This is a genomic window from Methylotuvimicrobium sp. KM1, from assembly GCF_044788715.1.
Taxonomy (GTDB): Bacteria; Pseudomonadota; Gammaproteobacteria; order Methylococcales; family Methylomonadaceae; genus Methylotuvimicrobium.
In genome coordinates, this window is sequence record NZ_CP173170.1 from 61,428 (window position 1) to 77,479 (window position 16,052).

A 16,052-nucleotide genomic window follows, 5' to 3' on the forward strand; every position below is an offset into this window, starting at 1 on the left:
GCATTCCCCGACTCATTGACATCAAACACATACCGAACCATGGATCGAGATCCTAAAGAATCAGCCGTCAACCGAACTAAAGAGTCGGATGAAACCATCATTCAACAAAAGCCGCGCCGAACAGAGGGCAATTCGGATTTATATTCGGCTCGAACGCAGCACGAACTCTTTGGAGCAACCGGCGGAATCGGTAAAACAACGACCGGTTTTGATGAAGGAAGTCCTTATGCCGACGGCTCAGTGACTCCGGGTTCTGGCTCGGTATTGAAAAATCGCTATGACCTTTTGGAGAAAATCGGAACGGGGGGCATGGGCAGCGTTTATAAAGCCTTGGACCGGCGCGATATCGAAGCCGGCAATTCGGCCTTTATTGCGGTCAAGGTGCTGAATGACGAGTTCAGGGCCAATCCCGAATTATTGAAGGCCATGCATAGCGAAGCCAGAAAAACCCAATCGCTGGCGCATCCGAATATTTTGACCGTTTACGATTTCGACAGGGACGGTCCGATCGTATTCATGACGATGGAATACCTGGAAGGCGTTACGCTGGACAAAATCGTCAAAAACCATCCGGCAGGGCTCGAACAGTCCGAAGCATTGGCCATTATTAGGCAAATTTGCGGCGCGTTGAGCCATGCGCATGCAAAAGGGATTATCCATTCGGATTTTAAGCCCTCTAACGTATTCATCGATATCCATAATCGAGTCAAGATATTGGATTTCGGCATCGCGCGGCTTCAGAATTTTTCTCGGGTGGCAAGTTTCGATGCCGGCGTGCTCGGCGGCATGACGCCGGCTTACGCAACGCTGGAGATGCTGCAAGGCGGAACGCCGGATCCTCGGGACGATATTTATGCGTTGGCTTGCGTGGCTTATGAATTGTTTGCCGGCTTTCATCCGTTCAACCGGCAGCGTGCCGATGATTGTTTGCAGAAAAAACTCCAACCCAAACCGATTCGATCGCTCAACAGCCGGCAATGGCATGCATTGAAAAAAGCGCTGCAGCTCAAGCGCGAAGACCGTACCGATAGTATTGAAATATTGCTAAAAGGTTTGGTGTCCCGGAACAAGCCTTATAAGACCATTTATTATGCCTTGCCGGTGGTGATATTGCTGGGTGCGGCGGTAATGATTCAACCTTTTTGGAAGCGGGATTCGCTTGAAAAACCGGAAAACGATTCGCCAACTGAACGGCCGATCGATACAACCGCTGCGCAACGTGACGCGGAGAAGTCGGTCGCCGATGAAGAAACTTCCGAAGTTTCAACACCGTTAAACGGCAAAATCGACCAAAATTCCTTACCCGAGCATATCTTTACTGTTTCGATCAACAAAACCGACTTTAAAATCGGAGAAAGCTTGGTGGTCGATTTTCAGGTCGAGCAAGCACTGTATGTCTACATCGCCGTAATCGATGCGGCGGGTGCCGTGGGTTGGGTATATCCTAATCCTTATCAGGAAGATAATTATAGCCTTCCCGGCAAGCGCTACCGGATTCCGCCGGAAGAGGGCGATTTTACAATCGATATTGGAGAGCCGAAAGGCACCGACCAAGTGATCGCCATAGCAAGCCCGGATGCTTTGCCGATTGACCTCATCGATGTTTTTAATCCGGAAAAACTCAAAGAAAACTACCGGGTCGTCATCAAAATACTGGAATTTACCATTCGCTGAATGTATTAATCGTCATCGTCTTCCCGGTTTGCCAGCGCGACCATTATTTCCCGATATTCATCGGCTTTAGGGCGGTACAGGAACACGGCCAAAACCGACAACGCGGTAAAAATATAAAGAGTGTTGTAATCATCTCCCAACAGGAATATCACCAAGCCCATCAAAGCGACAGTTTCGGCGAGTCCCATCGATACGATCACGGTAAGCAAATAGCGCTGTTTGGCCGGCTTTGGCCCGGGCATGGTTTGGTTTAGGCGCAATTGAATATGGCGGAGCAGATTGGTCACCGGAAAACCGATAATGGCCAATACATAGAAGAGGGTGCGAATCAGGACGCGTTGATCTTCCGGGAGATGAATTCGCCATGGTTCGCCGGCTACATGGCAAAAAATCAAATAGGCCGCTACGGTTGTAAGGGTCAGACCGGCGACGGTCCAATGAAGTTTGAGATCGTTGTTACTGTGTTGTAAAGAATGGTGACTCGACATGAGACTTCCTGTAAGTTTTTGATAACCATGTAGATTACGAGAAAATTCCGGTTAAGCGTATATACCTTTCGCGCTTCAAATTTCGGCAGTGCCTAAGAAGGCGCCGGGGTGCTCGGTAAAGGCTTTGCCAGCATGGAGCTGGCTAGAGCCTACATGGACGTATTCACGGCGTCCTTTGACGGGCACCCCGGCGCCGAATCTTGATCTCCGATGAGTATAGCTATCTGTTTTTGGCTTGAGAGCTCTATGATACCAAAGTCGATAAAACCCTGACATTGCTCTGGAAAATGCTATAGTCGTTGTGCCTTAGGTATTTCTTCTAACCCGCAATGACTCTCCTACTCCCTTTTGATTGAAAAACCGTCTAAGAATAAAAGGCATGGGATGTGTCTATCGAGGACCGCCGTTCACCCAGCACCTAAATTATCCTAGATAGCTAATCATAGCCAATGAACTATGGAATTTAGGTGCTGGGTGAACCCATCCATGGGGGCTTGACGGCAGCTCCCTGCTGCCGACATCCTCGCTAGCCACACCCCATACCTTCATAAAGTTAGCTAATTTTTGAGTATAAAGAAAGTAATGGCATGACCCAATTTTTAGATCATCGGATCCTCGAAAAGCTTGGCGAAAGCATGCATGCAAATGTTTTTAAAGCGCAGCATGTTCGTACTTCGGAATTAGTCGTTTTAAAGGATATCAAGCTTCGTTTTTGCGTGAAGGGTATTGGCGATTATGTTCGGCAACAAATCGACTTGCTCAGCCAGCTGGCCATACCGCATAGCATCATTCCGGAAATCCTCAGCAGGGAAAACGGCCGTCTGGTATTGCGGCAGCCTTATCTCGATGCCAAGCCGTTATCCGAATGCTTGCCGTTCGGTTCGGAACCCGACATCGAGCGTGTGCTAACGATCGCCGTCGCATTGGCCGAACGGCTCGAAGAGATCCATAAAGCCGGGCATATTCATAAAAGTATCAAGCCGACCAATATCTTGATACGGCCGGATAATGTATCCGTCCAGATAATCGACGATATTCGTATCCTCGATATCAATCAGGTCAGTCATTTCATATACGATCCGCATTTCCGCACACAAACCCTGCCTTATCTTTCGCCGGAACAGACCGGGCGCATCAAATACACGGTGAATTATGCAACCGATTTGTATTCTTTGGGTATGGTGCTTTATGCCTGTCTAACCGGTAAGGCGCCGTTTTCATTTAACGATCCGATCGCAATCGTTCATTCGCATCTTGCCGAAACGCCGGAACCCTTACATCAAATCGACCCGCTAATTCCGACGGCTTTGAGCAATATTATTGCATTGCTTTTGGAAAAAGCACCCGAAAAGCGCTATCAAACCGCATCCGGCCTGGCAAATGATCTGCGCATTTGTTTGACGCAATGGCAGATGGAAAAACGTATCGACGATTTCGTATTAAAGCAGCGCGATTTCAGCAACCGGATTACGATTCCATCGGTGATGGTCGGGCGAGACAGAGAAAAGCAGCAAATGTTGAGTGAGTTCAACAAAGTCTGCTCGGGCGTCTTTCGCGCCGCGTTGATTTCCGGTTGGTCGGGCATCGGTAAAACCCGGCTGATTCAGGAACTGCAATTGCCCATTGTCGCGCATTCCGGCTATTTCGCGTCGGGTAAGTTCGATCAGTTTAAGAAACACATTCCCTACAGCACCTTGATACAAGGGTTCACGAGCTTGATCAAAACCTTTTTGTCCGAAGACAAGAATAGGGTCGACTACTGGCGTAAGCGCATCGGCGAGCAATTGGGTGACAACGGCCGCTTGATGATCGATTTGATTCCGGAATTGGAACTGATTATCGGGCCTCAGCCGAACGTTTCCGATTTGCCGCCGGTCGAAGCGCGCAACCGTTTCAACGATACCATCGGACGTTTTATCGCTGCCTTGGCCAGCGCTGAAAATCCGTTGACCTTGTTCATCGACGATTTGCAATGGTGCGACGCCGCAACCTTCGATGTCCTGGAAAGTCTATTCGACAATTCGGCGGAATATCCTTGGCTGTTTTGGGTGGGCGCGTACCGGCATAACGAAGTCGATGCCGGTCATCGATTGAATCGCTTGATCGAACGCATCAAGCGTGATAAACGGCCGTTGTTGGAGATTCGTTTGAATACCTTAGGCTTACATGAAGTCAATTTGATGACGGCCTATATTCTCAATACCTATCCTGTTCGGACCGAAGCATTGGCCGAGATCATATTTCAGACCTCGGCGGGCAATCCGTTGTTCGTCAATGAAAGTTTGCGCTGGCTGCACAGTTACCGGCATTTGCATTTGGGCGATGACGGCATTTGGACTTGGGATGACGAACATTTACGGCATACCGAGATTCCCGATACGGCATTGGATTTGTTTAAGGACAAAATTACGAAGCTGACTCGTCAGACGCTCGACATGTTGATGATTGGCGCCTGTCTGGGTGCGCGCTTTCAAGCCGAAGATTTGGCGCGCGCCGCCGGTATCGAAATGTCGGTGTTATATCAATTACTGTCGGAAGCCTTTGTCGATAACATTTTATTGCGTGAAAAAAATCAACTCTATTTTTTTCACGACCAAGTTCAAGCGGCGGTCGAGAGTTTCATGGATGAAACCAAAAAGCGCGAGGTTCACGAGCGTATCGCACAAGCCTATATTGAAGCGATTCCAGAAAACGCCGACCTCGAAACGCAGTCTAACTTATTCGCGATCGTCGAACATTTGGAAGGCGGTCGCCCGCAAAACCCCAGCGAGGAGCGGCTTAAACAAGAGGCGGTGTTTAATTATCATGCCGGAATTGCCGCGATGAAGGCATTGGCGATGGATAACGCCAATTTTTTCTTTGCGCAGGCCAAAGCCTTGTATCCCAACCCGGACTGGGACAGCGATTATGAATTTTTATTCGATTTACATAAATATTTGGCACGAACCGAAATGGCGCTCGGCAATCAGCCGGCTTCGGAAGCGATACTCAATACCTTGATTGCTAAGGCTAAAGTCGATCTGGACCGGGTCGACTGCTTGTACGAGCAGACCACGGGCTTGTCGTCGATGGGCAAGTTCAAAGAGGCGATTGAATTGGGTAATCGCGGTTTGAGCTATTTTGAGCGCGCGATTCCGGAAGAGGACAATGAGGCCTTGCAGCGTGCAGGAAGCATTCTGGAACAAATTCATCAAGCGCATGACGATGTCTGGCAACAAATTCTCGATATCACGCCCAGCGGCGATCGCGCGACGCGGATCGAAACCGGTATCTATAGCGAATTGATACCGGATTATTACTTGGCCGGCATGGTGCCGCAATTGTATCTTTCCGCGATTCAGTCGACGCAAAACTGTTTGGCCGGCGGTGTCGATGAAACGGTGATTTACGGTTTTTCGATGGTCGGATTGTATTTGCAGCGTCAGGATAAATACGACATGTCGTTTCGATACGAAGATCTCGGCCTCGCGTTATCGGAGCGCTACCCAGATACCTTCGGCGCGACCAAGGGAATCAACGGCATATTATGGACCAATATGCATAATCGAAGGTCATCCGAGCATATCATTCAGCAATGTCAGCAAAATATTCACCGCGGCAAAAATTGCGGCGATTTATACAACGCCGGTTTGTCCTACGGGCCTTATCTTTGGCATTTGATCCATCGCGGTAACGATTTGTATCAGGTGATTAGTGTGGCCGAAGAGTGCCGGCGCTTTTCGAAAAAATTTAATCTGTCGTTATCGCTCGGGCTTGCCGAAAGCGTATTGGCCGGTTGGGTCGATGAAATGAATGCCGGCCGAAATAAGCTAACCGAGGCGAAAATCGATGCCAAGTTAAAACGTTGGGAGCAAGACAAGCATGTCGTGTCGATCGGCGGATATTACACTTTAAAAGGAATTAGCAGCCATTATCTCGGCGATTATCGGCTGGCAGCCGTTTTTCTGGCGAAGGCCGAGCCGTATTTACGGGGCCTAAGCGACAATATTTTAAACCGGCTCTGGTATGTATTTCGTTACGTCAATGGTTTGAGGCTAAATCAAACATTGGACGATCAGGAACGAAATTATCTCTTGCGCTGCCTGGAGCGGGTCGAGGTTTGGTCCTCGTTGGGGCCGATTCTCAAGCCCTATTTGCTGTTCATGATGATGGAACGGGCTTGTCATGCCGGCGACTTCAGTCAGGCACGACGCTATGGCTTGGATGCTATCGATTCGGCTAAGTCGCGGCAATTTCTATTTTTGGAGGCATTTTTACACGAACGGCTGGGACAGATACTGCTCGATAGACAACACGATCATGCTTCGTATCATTTGAATCGGGCCGTTAAAATTTATCGTCAATGCGGCGCCGAAATCAAAACGGCGCAATTGGCGAAGCAATATTCGTTTACGGTTACCGAAAGGCGTAAACAGACCGAGCAATCGTTGGCGCAATTGCTCGATGTCGACTATTTGGTTCGAGCGACTCGAACGATCACGCAACAACTCGATTTCAAACCCTTACTGGTGACGATCATGGAATCGGTGATGGCGCGCTTGGGTGCGAAAACCGGTTATTTGCTGATTGCCGAGAATCGGCAACTAAAAATATTGGCGAAAGGCGTCAAGCATGACCGGGTCGATGTCGAGGTTCGAGACGGCAGCGAATTGTCGGTCGATACCCTTAGCCTTGCGATCGTCAATTATGTTTATCGAACCGCCGAACTGGTGGTCTTGAACAATGCTGCGGCCGAAGGCGATTTTAAAACCGATGATACGGTACAGAAAAGGCAACTGAAATCGGTATTATGTTTGCCGTTGCAAATGCAACAACAAGTCCTGGGTGTTTTGTATCTGGAAAACAGTTTAATCAAATCGGTGTTTTCTCTCGAAGATATCGAAATGACCCGGCTATTGACCGCACAAGCGGCGATTGCGCTGCAAAACACCTTGTTGATCGAAGAAATGAAACAAAGCCAGCTGCAAATCAATTTGCTCAATAAAGAGCTCGAACAACGGGTTGCCGCGCGGACCTCGGCATTGAATAAAGCCAATGAAGAGCTGAAAAGTTTTGCTTATGTCGTATCACATGATTTAAAAGCGCCTTTACGCGCGATCAATCAATTATCCGGCTGGATTGCCGAAGATTACCGAGAGGTTTTCGATGATGACGGCAAGGAGCAAATGGCCTTATTGCAAAGCCGGGCAAAACGTATGCATGAGATGATCGACGGTATATTGCAGTATTCGCGGGTTGGGCGCATTAAAGAACCTGACGAAAAAGTCGACATCAATGTGTTATTAATAGAAATGATTAAGCATATCGCACCGCCGCCGCATATCGAAATCAAAGTGCAAGCCGGCTTACCGACGATCGTAGGAGAAAAGCTTAAAATATTTCAGGTTTTTCAAAATTTACTGGATAATGCAATCAAATATAACGATAAAAGCCATGGGGTTATTGAAATAAGTTGCCGCGAACACGAGTCCAGCTGGGAATTCAGCGTCAAAGATAACGGTCCGGGCATCCCAAGACACTATCAGGAGAAAATCTTCCAACTGTTTCAAACGCTCGCACCAAAGGATCAATCCGATAGCACCGGTATCGGATTAAGCCTAATCGAAAAAATAGTCGACAACTGGGGCGGCCGTATCCGGATCGAGTCTGAACCGGGCTGCGGTTGCAATTTTTTGTTTACAATACCGAAAACCGCACAACATGAATAACATACAACCCATTCTCTTGGTCGAGGATGATCAGGTCGATGTGATGACCGTTCAGCGGAGTTTCAAAAAACTTGGCGTCCTCAATGAATTGCTGGTCGTGCATGACGGCGAACAAGCGCTCGAATATTTACGCAATCCAGAGCAAGGCTTGCCGGCCATCATTTTGCTCGATATCAACATGCCTAAGATGAACGGTCACGAATGCCTGAAACATCTCAAAGAGCATCCGGTATTCAGAAATATTCCGGTCATGATGCTGACCTCATCGAAAGAAAGGCATGATGTCGACCGTTGTTTCGACTTAGGAATTTCCGGGTATATTCTCAAGCCGGTCGATTACGAACAGTTTTTAGACGCAATCCAGGTGCTTAAGCCTTATTGGACGCAGCGTTCATGACCAGGAAAAAGCCGGTGAGCTTGCTGTTGGTCGAAGACGATTTGGCTGATCAGATGAGTTTCAAGCGCTTTGTCAAACAAGAACAATTACCTTACGACTATACGATTGCAGGATCGGTGGCTGAAGCGGTTGATCTGTTGAAAAAACAGACCTTCGAGATCGTGTTGGCCGACCATGCGCTCGGCGACGGAACCGCATTCGATATCGTCGATTATATTCCGATGGCAACCCCGATTATTTTTGTGACCGGAAGCGGCAATGAGGCTGTCGCCGTGAAAGCACTGAAACTCGGTGCCGCCGATTATTTGACCAAGGATATCAACGGCGAATATCTGCATCTCATTCCGATTACAATCGACAATGTTTTAAAAGCGAAAGCGGTCGAAGCGGAACTGGAATCCTATCGCCGGAATCTTGAAAAATTGGTTGAAGAACGTACCGCCGAACTGCGTTTGGAAATCGATTACCGCAAGCAGGCCGAGGAAAGGTTGACGCAGGAAAAAGAGCGAGCCCAAGTTACGCTCAAATCGATCGGCGATGCGGTAATCGTTACCGACAATACCGGCGGGATCGAATTCATCAATCCCGCCGCCGAAAAACTGACCGAATGGCGGCATGCCGAAGCGCTCGGCCGTCCTATCGACGAAGTTTTCCATATTATCGACGAAAAAACCCGAAAGCCATTGCCGAATCCGGTCGCGCAATGTTTATCCGAGGGCGAGGCGAAAATTCTGGTAAGCGGCACGGTTTTAATCGATCGATTGGGCCGCGAATATGCGATACAGGATTCGGCGGCTCCGATTCGCGGGGAAGGTAACGAAATTCAAGGCGTGGTCTTGGTATTCAGCGATGTTAGTCACGCCCGCCGTTTATCGAGAGAGCTAGCCTATCAAGCGTCGCACGATCCCTTGACGGGCTTGGTCAATCGCCGCGAATTCGAATCGCGGTTGAACCGCGTATTGCGGACTCGTAAAGTATGCGAAGATCAATTCGCGTTTTGCTATCTCGATCTCGATCAATTCAAAGTGATTAACGATACTTGCGGACATACCGCAGGTGATGAACTGCTCAAGCAAGTTACTTCATTATTGCAGCGTAAGGTACGTAAACGGGATACGTTGGCGCGCTTGGGCGGCGACGAATTCGGGGTGCTGATGGAACATTGCGCGATCGAGCAAGCCGAACGGCTGGCCGACGAACTGCGCGAAATCATTGCCGATTATCGATTCAACTGGAACAACCAAAGCTTTCATATCGGTGTCAGCATCGGCTTAATGGCGATTACCGACGAATTTAATTGCTTGAACGATTTGTTAATGGTCGCCGATGCATCTTGTTATGCCGCGAAAGATGCCGGACGTAACCGGGTTTTTGTCTATCAAAAAAACGATGAGGAAATTCGCCGGTTGTCCGGGCAAATGCAATGGGTCGCCAAACTCAACGACGCGCTCGATAATCAACGCTTTCAATTATACCGTCAGCCCATCTACAGTACAGCTATGCAAGGTGGCGAACACTATGAAATTTTGGTCAGGATTTTGAGTGCGGACGGAGAAGTCATTCTGCCCGGCGCATTTATTCCGGCCGCCGAGCGCTACGGCCTGATGAGTCGAATCGACGAATACATCATCGAAAATACGCTGCTTTGGTTTGCCGAACATTCAGGCGCGCTGGCCGATCTGTCGATGTGCTCGATCAATTTATCAGGGCAAACGCTCGGTTCCGATTCAGCTCAGCTCTGTATCCAGGCGGCATTAAAAAAATTCAATTTACCGGCGGAGCGCTTTTGTTTTGAAGTGACCGAAACCGCCGCGATTGCCAATTTGAACCAAGCGACTCGATTCATGGGGGCGTTGAAGACGCTCGGATGCCGTTTTGCGTTAGACGATTTCGGCAGCGGACTATCATCATTCGCCTATCTGAAAAATCTACCGGTGGATTTTCTAAAAATCGATGGAATGTTCGTCAAGGATATTTGTTGCGACCCGGTCGATTTAGCGATGGTCAAATCGATCAATGAAATCGGGCATTTGCTGGGTAAGCAAACGATTGCCGAATTCGTCGAAACCGAAGCGATCTATCAACATTTATTGGAATTAGGCGTCGACTATGCGCAAGGTTTTTGGTTGGGTCGTCCCGAGCCGCTGGGCGAATGAACGGTCTAATGGAAAATTCATGAAAAAAGCATAACTATTCGCCACCGCGCCGAAACGACTTCATAATCATCAAAAAAGCCAGAAAATCATAAAGCCCATGAATGATCATCGGCGTCATTAAATTTCTTTCGCCGCCGAAGTCCATCGACAAGCCTAAATAAATACCGATTAAGGTCGCCAATAGCGCATAAAGCGGTGTCACGGCATGGACCAACCCAAAAATGATGTTACTGCCGATAAGTCCCGCAGCCATACCCCAAGACGCTTCGATCCACGGTTGAATCAATCCTCTAAATAATAATTCCTCTGAAAATCCCGCGATCGCGGCGAGAAAAAAAATATCGGTCCAATGGCACGTTTTAAGCCCGGAACCCAGGGTGTCGACCAATAAGCTGCGAATTTTACGAATCGACGGTATATTGATTTGCTCAAGCGCGAAAAAAAATATAAATAACGGCACCGTGCCGACAATACCGTAAAAAAGCGCTTGTTCGGAAAAATAAAGATCGGCAAAAGGATTAATATCGGCAAACCAGCCCAACAAAGCGGCGACTAGAATCAGCGAGCCTTCGAAATTGCATGCGGTGGTAAAAAAACGGGAAGAATCGAATGAGGATTTGGCCATGAGGGAATCGTTAATTAATCGGCATAGGGATTCTAAACAAAAACAGCTAAAATACTCAATCAGTTGTCGTTTAAAAGAACCCGATTATGCAGTGTTTCATTTATAAAAGCCTAAAAAAAGACGAATTGTATTTATATCTTGATAAAAAAGACGATTTTACCGAAGTGCCGGATACTTTGTTCAAATCAATGAGTCCGATGCAATACGTGATGGAGCTGGAGTTGACAGCGGACCGTAAATTGGCGCGCGAAGATTCGGAGACGGTGATAGAAAGTCTTAAGGCCAAAGGCTTTTTCGTGCAAATGCCGCCGACTTTGCTTCCCGGATCGGAAAAGATCCAGTGATTCATTTGTTGAGTATTTAACATCTTAGCCTTCTCGTCGGTCTGTGCAGCAATTTTTTATTTTCCTTACAAACAATCGGTGTTATAGTTTGTTCAATAGTTGAACAGAGTTACCGCGCTTGCTGATCGTGACACAGTAGGGCGGTAGCGTGCCTGAAGCTGTGAATTCGAAATCCAAATCTATCGCTACTATCAATACTTTTTCTCTAGCAAACAGCATGTCAGCAGGATAGGGATTGTAATCCCGTGTTGAACGTGTAAGCCGTAAATACATCATCCTAAAAAGAGCAGTTGAAAGCCTCAAACTACCGTTCGCCCTGAGCCCCTTCGGCTGCGCTCAGGAGAGCCCTGTCGAAGGGTGAACGGTAGTTTGAGGCTTCACCAATCCGGTGTAAGTGTTGTAGACCCTTCATGCTTCGACTTGGCTCAGCACGAACGGCCTACAACACTTACCAACTGCTCTTTTTAGGATCATAGTTTTGGCATTAAGTCGGTGCCTATTTACACAACCTCCAAGTCCTTCCGAATAAAAACCCATGGTTAACGACGTTAAAACGTCAACTCAGTTGCAAGATGAAACGCATTTACGCGTGCTTCGTCTGTTAGAAAATAATGCGCATATGAATCAGCGGGAATTGGCGGAAAATCTTGGCGTAAGTTTGGGTAAAGTTAATTATTGCCTTAAAGCGCTGTTGGGCCGCGGACTGATAAAAATGCACAACTTCCGCAATAGCCAAAATCGATTGGCTTATGTGTATTTACTGACGCCAAGCGGCATCGCGGAAAAAACATTATTGACCAAGCGCTTTCTTGATATCAAGTTGGCCGAATACGAAATGTTAAAGCAAGAAATTGAGGCTTTGACAAAGGAAGTTGACGGTGCGGTAATGCAAGGAGGTCAGGATGAGCAATAACAGGATGCAAACAAAAATCCGGATGAGGGGCGCCTATGCTAGCCCAAGAAGATATTGAACAAATTGAAAAACTGGTTGAGAACATCATCGCTCGTCAACCGGAGAAACTCAACGCCAATGTGCGTTATGAGTTGGATCTGCGGGAACGTACGGTACGCGTCGAAGAAGAATTAAAGCATCAACGAGACCTGATGATACAAGGTTTCGACGCGATGGAAAAACGCTTCGAACAAGTCGAAAAACGATTTGAGCAAGTCGAAAGGCGGTTTGAGCAAATCGATAAACGTTTCGAACAGGTCGAAAAGCGTTTCGAGCAAATCGACAAACGTTTCGAGCAGGTCGACAAGCGCTTTGAGCAAGTTGACAAACGATTTGAGGAGATGCGCAAGGATATGAACACAGGTTTTATAGAAATGAATCGAAGATTGGATCGTTTCATGTATTGGACGCTTGGCTTAGTTGTTTCAGCCACGATGGTGATTATCAATTTAAATTGACTTGATTGGCCAATTGCAACCAAATTGAACGCCTTGGAGAAAGCACCGGAAATGAGACAAAAATAACGTTATTTGCAGGATGCTACTTATGCAAAAAGAATATGAAACAATACAAGAAGCCTTGGCGAGCGTAAAAAGCATTCGATTAGCCATAGTTTACGGCTTATGGGGGAACAGACCGTCAGCGGTGACAGCGATTTAGATATTGCCGTGGCTATGCACAAGGTTCTCTTCGCGCGTCCGAAAAAATAGCTGAAATGTACTTGTTGGTCAGAACGGTTTTTTTGAGGAGCTGACGCGTTTAAACAATAAAATAAATGATTTGAACCTGTCTCCAAGCGAATGACGAACCCAAAATTATGTACATATTCGGTTAACCCCTAAAAAATATAACAAACCAATAAGCGTATTAAAAACATTATGGATTTTAATGGCTTAAAATCCCAAATAATTCAGTTGGCAAAATCAAATGACAACATAGAATTGCTTTGGCTATACGGATCGTATGCAAAGGGCAGTGCGCATGAAAACAGCGATATCGACTTGGCGGTTGCGTTTAAAATCTGGGAAGACGACGTGATTGAGCGGCGATTAAGGCCGGAGTTGCTTGCTTTGGATTGGCGTAACACATTAGATTTACCCGACGGAAAATTAAGTGTGTTAGACATCAATATTGCACCCATTCCGCTAGCTATGTCTGTGCTAATAAACGGCGAATTGTGGCTTTGTAAAAATGAGTATCGCCAGGCTCAAGAGTTGCAACGCATTATGTCGAAATGGGAGATAGATTACCTGTATCACTATCAACATCAACAGGCCATGAGAATCAGTAATGGATGACGCCTATGTTTTCTCGATGCGAGAGCATCTTGCCGAGTTGAAAAGCGAGTTGCAAGGATTAACAGACATTATCAATCAACGAGAATTAAGTCGTTACGAGTATCGAGCAGCTGAACGCACCTTGCAGGTGCTTATAGAAGCCTGTATCGGTATTGCCAAGCATTGGAATTACGTTTTTTACAAAACCGCACCTGCCGATGCTTACGCCGCGTTCGAAAAACTATCTCAGCAAGGTGTTGAGGCAGTGAATGATGTAGAATGGCGCAAAATCATTGGCATGCGAAATGCTCTAGTACATCATTATCTCAATATAGATCCTGACATTATTAGGGCTGTAATCAAAAAAACGGTTTATAAAAATTTGCTTGAGTTTGCCAATAAGGGATTAACGGCATTGCAAGAGCCTATCAATCGCTGATCAAATCCTTGGGGTTGGGTTCTGATCTAGGGTGTCGAAATTTACCGATTTTTATGTCAGAAAAATGACTGTTTTATGGATTTTGAGAAAATAATTGGCGCTTTATAACCTTATGATCATCAACAATTTCCAAGATATCATGAGCGTCGTAGGGTGCGCATCGCGCACCTTTCCACGGTGCCGAACCGACAAGAGCCCGATCCAGGTGCGTGATGCGCACCCTACATCTGGTGCTTAATAGCCTATGAACACCAACAATTTCAAAAATATTTCAGTTTAAAAAGCGGGAACACAGCAATTAGCTAAAAATGGCTTTTTTCGACAGCCTAGTCCTGACCCATTTCCGCTAACGGCGACCCATTAAACACCGGTATGGAATAATTTCTGAAATAAGCAAACTCAAAGGCAAGCTGGAAGGGAAAGCCATAATACAGCATCGCTTGTTGATCAAAAGATTCGAACCGTTAACCGTATTGCCATTAAGTTAAGAAAAAGCCCGCTCTCCTGATGGTGAGGGTTAAGGCAAAAAAGCTTTATACGACCCCCATAGGCGCCAACTTAAGGAAAAACGCGTCATTCCGCCAGGGATGGCAATGCTTAGCTTCACAATCATGTCGCCTGGATATCGGCAATCCATGTCGATATGACGAATAAAGCCACAAATGCACTATTGACATAGGCACTAAGTTGGCGCCTATGCCTCCTCATCCTAACCTTCTCCCGGAAAGAGAAGGAATTGTCCTTCCTAAACTTAATGGCAGTGACCATTAACCGAGGTAGCGCAAAATCGCCTGATAACGGCTATGCTCGATCAATTTAATCTTTGGGACGAACGCTAAACCTGATGAACCGACGCTATCGGTCGTCTATGATGAGCGCAAATGAGATACAGCAAGAAAGTATTCTTTTAGTGTATACGGATTGGTGTTGGTGGTTTCGCAATGAAAAGGTTTTTTCATAATTAGGCTTATGCATGATCAAAACTTTAAAAACCTGATTCTGGATTACCCCGTGCAAGCCTTGCAGTTTTTTGCCGCGGAGGAAGCACACGACGATTTGCTGCAAGCGCGTATTATCCCGTTTCGTCAAGAACAGCTTAAAGAACGGCTCGGCGACCGCTTTCACGAATTAGATACGCCGTTACTCGTCGAATGGCCGGATGGCCGTCGCGAAGTGATTTTGTTTCTGCTGGAGGAAGAAACCGAAGCCCGGCGCTTTTCCATTCATCGCCTAGCACATTATTGTCTGGACTTATCCGAATTGGCACAAACCGAACGGGTGGTTCCGGTCGTCATTTTTCTGGATCGGGGGCATCATCCGTACGAATTGCATTTAGGCGGCGATCGGCATGCCTACCTCAGTTTTCAATACATCAGTTGCGAACTGAAAAATCGGTTGGCCGACCATTACCGGCAAAGCGATAACATCGTCGCCCGCCTCAACTTACCCAATATGCGTTATGCCAAAGAACAAAAGCTGGATATCTACCATGATGCACAATTGGGTCTAGTGCAACTGGAGCACGACCCGAAAAAGCAACTAAAATATATTGACTTTGTCGATTATTATACGGACCTGACAGAAGATGAAATCGAAACCTATCGTAAAGACTATTTATCCGAAGCGGAGGCACGTATGGGATTAGCGCAGATATTAAGAGAAGAAGGCAGAGAAGAAGGCAGAGAAGAAGGTAGAAAAGAAGGAGAAATCAAAGGGGAAATCAAAGGAGAAATCAAAGGAGAGGCTCAAATGCTCCTGAAACAAATTCAACTGAAATTCGGCGGGCATCCCGTTTGGGTAGAAGAAAAAATCAATCAGGCCGATAAAACCCAGTTGGATCAATGGGTAGAGCGTATCTTGTTTGTCGATACTTTGGAGCAATTGTTCAGGGCTTAGTGCGAACGGAAAAGCCCTTAACTTAAAGGGCATTGAGATGTAGGAGGGTTCAGAGCGCAAACCCATCATAATTCGATAGCAAGAGCTGATAATCAA

General features: G+C 46.9%; 12 protein-coding genes. 10 read left to right on the plus strand and 2 right to left on the minus strand.

Annotated elements, in window-relative coordinates:
* The first annotated feature begins 39 nt into the window (after positions 1 to 39).
* Positions 40 to 1,674 carry a protein kinase gene (locus tag ACINK7_RS00290; RefSeq protein ID WP_404358996.1) on the plus strand — a complete coding sequence of 545 codons (1,635 nt, stop codon included), beginning with the start codon at positions 40 to 42 and terminating at the stop codon, positions 1,672 to 1,674.
* A gap of 5 nt (positions 1,675 to 1,679) precedes the next feature.
* On the opposite strand, the gene ACINK7_RS00295 is transcribed toward ACINK7_RS00290, so the two are convergent.
* Entirely contained in the window at positions 1,680 to 2,162 is a 483-nt protein-coding gene (locus tag ACINK7_RS00295; RefSeq protein WP_404358998.1) for a hypothetical protein, read from the minus strand.
* A 587-nt stretch (positions 2,163 to 2,749) separates the two neighbouring features.
* On the opposite strand from ACINK7_RS00295, the gene ACINK7_RS00300 reads away from it, so the two are divergent.
* Genes ACINK7_RS00300 through ACINK7_RS00310 form a run of 3 tightly spaced genes read left to right on the plus strand, consistent with a single transcriptional unit; the run spans position 2,750 to position 10,423 of the window.
* Positions 2,750 to 7,870: an AAA family ATPase gene (locus ACINK7_RS00300; protein WP_404359000.1), complete on the plus strand. Its 5,121-nt coding sequence runs from the start codon at positions 2,750 to 2,752 to the stop codon at positions 7,868 to 7,870.
* Complete coding sequence (locus tag ACINK7_RS00305) at positions 7,863 to 8,267, plus strand: response regulator (RefSeq protein ID WP_404359002.1); 405 nt, start codon at positions 7,863 to 7,865, stop codon at positions 8,265 to 8,267. The genes ACINK7_RS00300 and ACINK7_RS00305 overlap by 8 nt, the downstream gene beginning before the upstream one ends.
* On the plus strand, positions 8,264 to 10,423 hold the full coding sequence (locus ACINK7_RS00310; RefSeq protein ID WP_404359004.1) for an EAL domain-containing protein: 2,160 nt from the start codon (positions 8,264 to 8,266) through the stop codon (positions 10,421 to 10,423). Before ACINK7_RS00305 ends, ACINK7_RS00310 begins: the two co-directional genes overlap by 4 nt.
* Before the next feature lie 34 nt (positions 10,424 to 10,457).
* On the opposite strand, the gene ACINK7_RS00315 is transcribed toward ACINK7_RS00310, so the two are convergent.
* A complete protein-coding gene (locus tag ACINK7_RS00315) occupies positions 10,458 to 11,048 on the minus strand; it encodes a lysostaphin resistance A-like protein (RefSeq protein WP_404359006.1) in 591 nt (196 codons plus the stop codon).
* A gap of 86 nt (positions 11,049 to 11,134) precedes the next feature.
* On the opposite strand from ACINK7_RS00315, the gene ACINK7_RS00320 reads away from it, so the two are divergent.
* From ACINK7_RS00320 to ACINK7_RS00345, 6 genes are all read left to right on the plus strand, one after another.
* A complete protein-coding gene (locus ACINK7_RS00320; RefSeq protein WP_404359008.1) occupies positions 11,135 to 11,392 on the plus strand; it encodes a YcgL domain-containing protein in 258 nt (85 codons plus the stop codon).
* Between the two features lie 535 nt (positions 11,393 to 11,927).
* Positions 11,928 to 12,305: a MarR family EPS-associated transcriptional regulator gene (locus ACINK7_RS00325; protein ID WP_404359010.1), complete on the plus strand. Its 378-nt coding sequence runs from the start codon at positions 11,928 to 11,930 to the stop codon at positions 12,303 to 12,305.
* A gap of 35 nt (positions 12,306 to 12,340) precedes the next feature.
* A complete protein-coding gene (locus ACINK7_RS00330; RefSeq protein WP_404359012.1) occupies positions 12,341 to 12,802 on the plus strand; it encodes a hypothetical protein in 462 nt (153 codons plus the stop codon).
* A 420-nt stretch (positions 12,803 to 13,222) separates the two neighbouring features.
* Positions 13,223 to 13,642: a nucleotidyltransferase domain-containing protein gene (locus ACINK7_RS00335; protein WP_404359014.1), complete on the plus strand. Its 420-nt coding sequence runs from the start codon at positions 13,223 to 13,225 to the stop codon at positions 13,640 to 13,642.
* Positions 13,635 to 14,060, plus strand: a complete 426-nt coding sequence (locus ACINK7_RS00340; protein ID WP_404359016.1) for a DUF86 domain-containing protein — start codon at positions 13,635 to 13,637, stop codon at positions 14,058 to 14,060. The genes ACINK7_RS00335 and ACINK7_RS00340 overlap by 8 nt, the downstream gene beginning before the upstream one ends.
* Before the next feature lie 969 nt (positions 14,061 to 15,029).
* The gene (locus tag ACINK7_RS00345; protein ID WP_404359018.1) at positions 15,030 to 15,956 is read left to right on the plus strand and encodes a hypothetical protein; all 927 of its coding nucleotides are present in this window, start codon (positions 15,030 to 15,032) and stop codon (positions 15,954 to 15,956) included.
* The last annotated feature ends 96 nt before the right edge of the window (positions 15,957 to 16,052 follow it).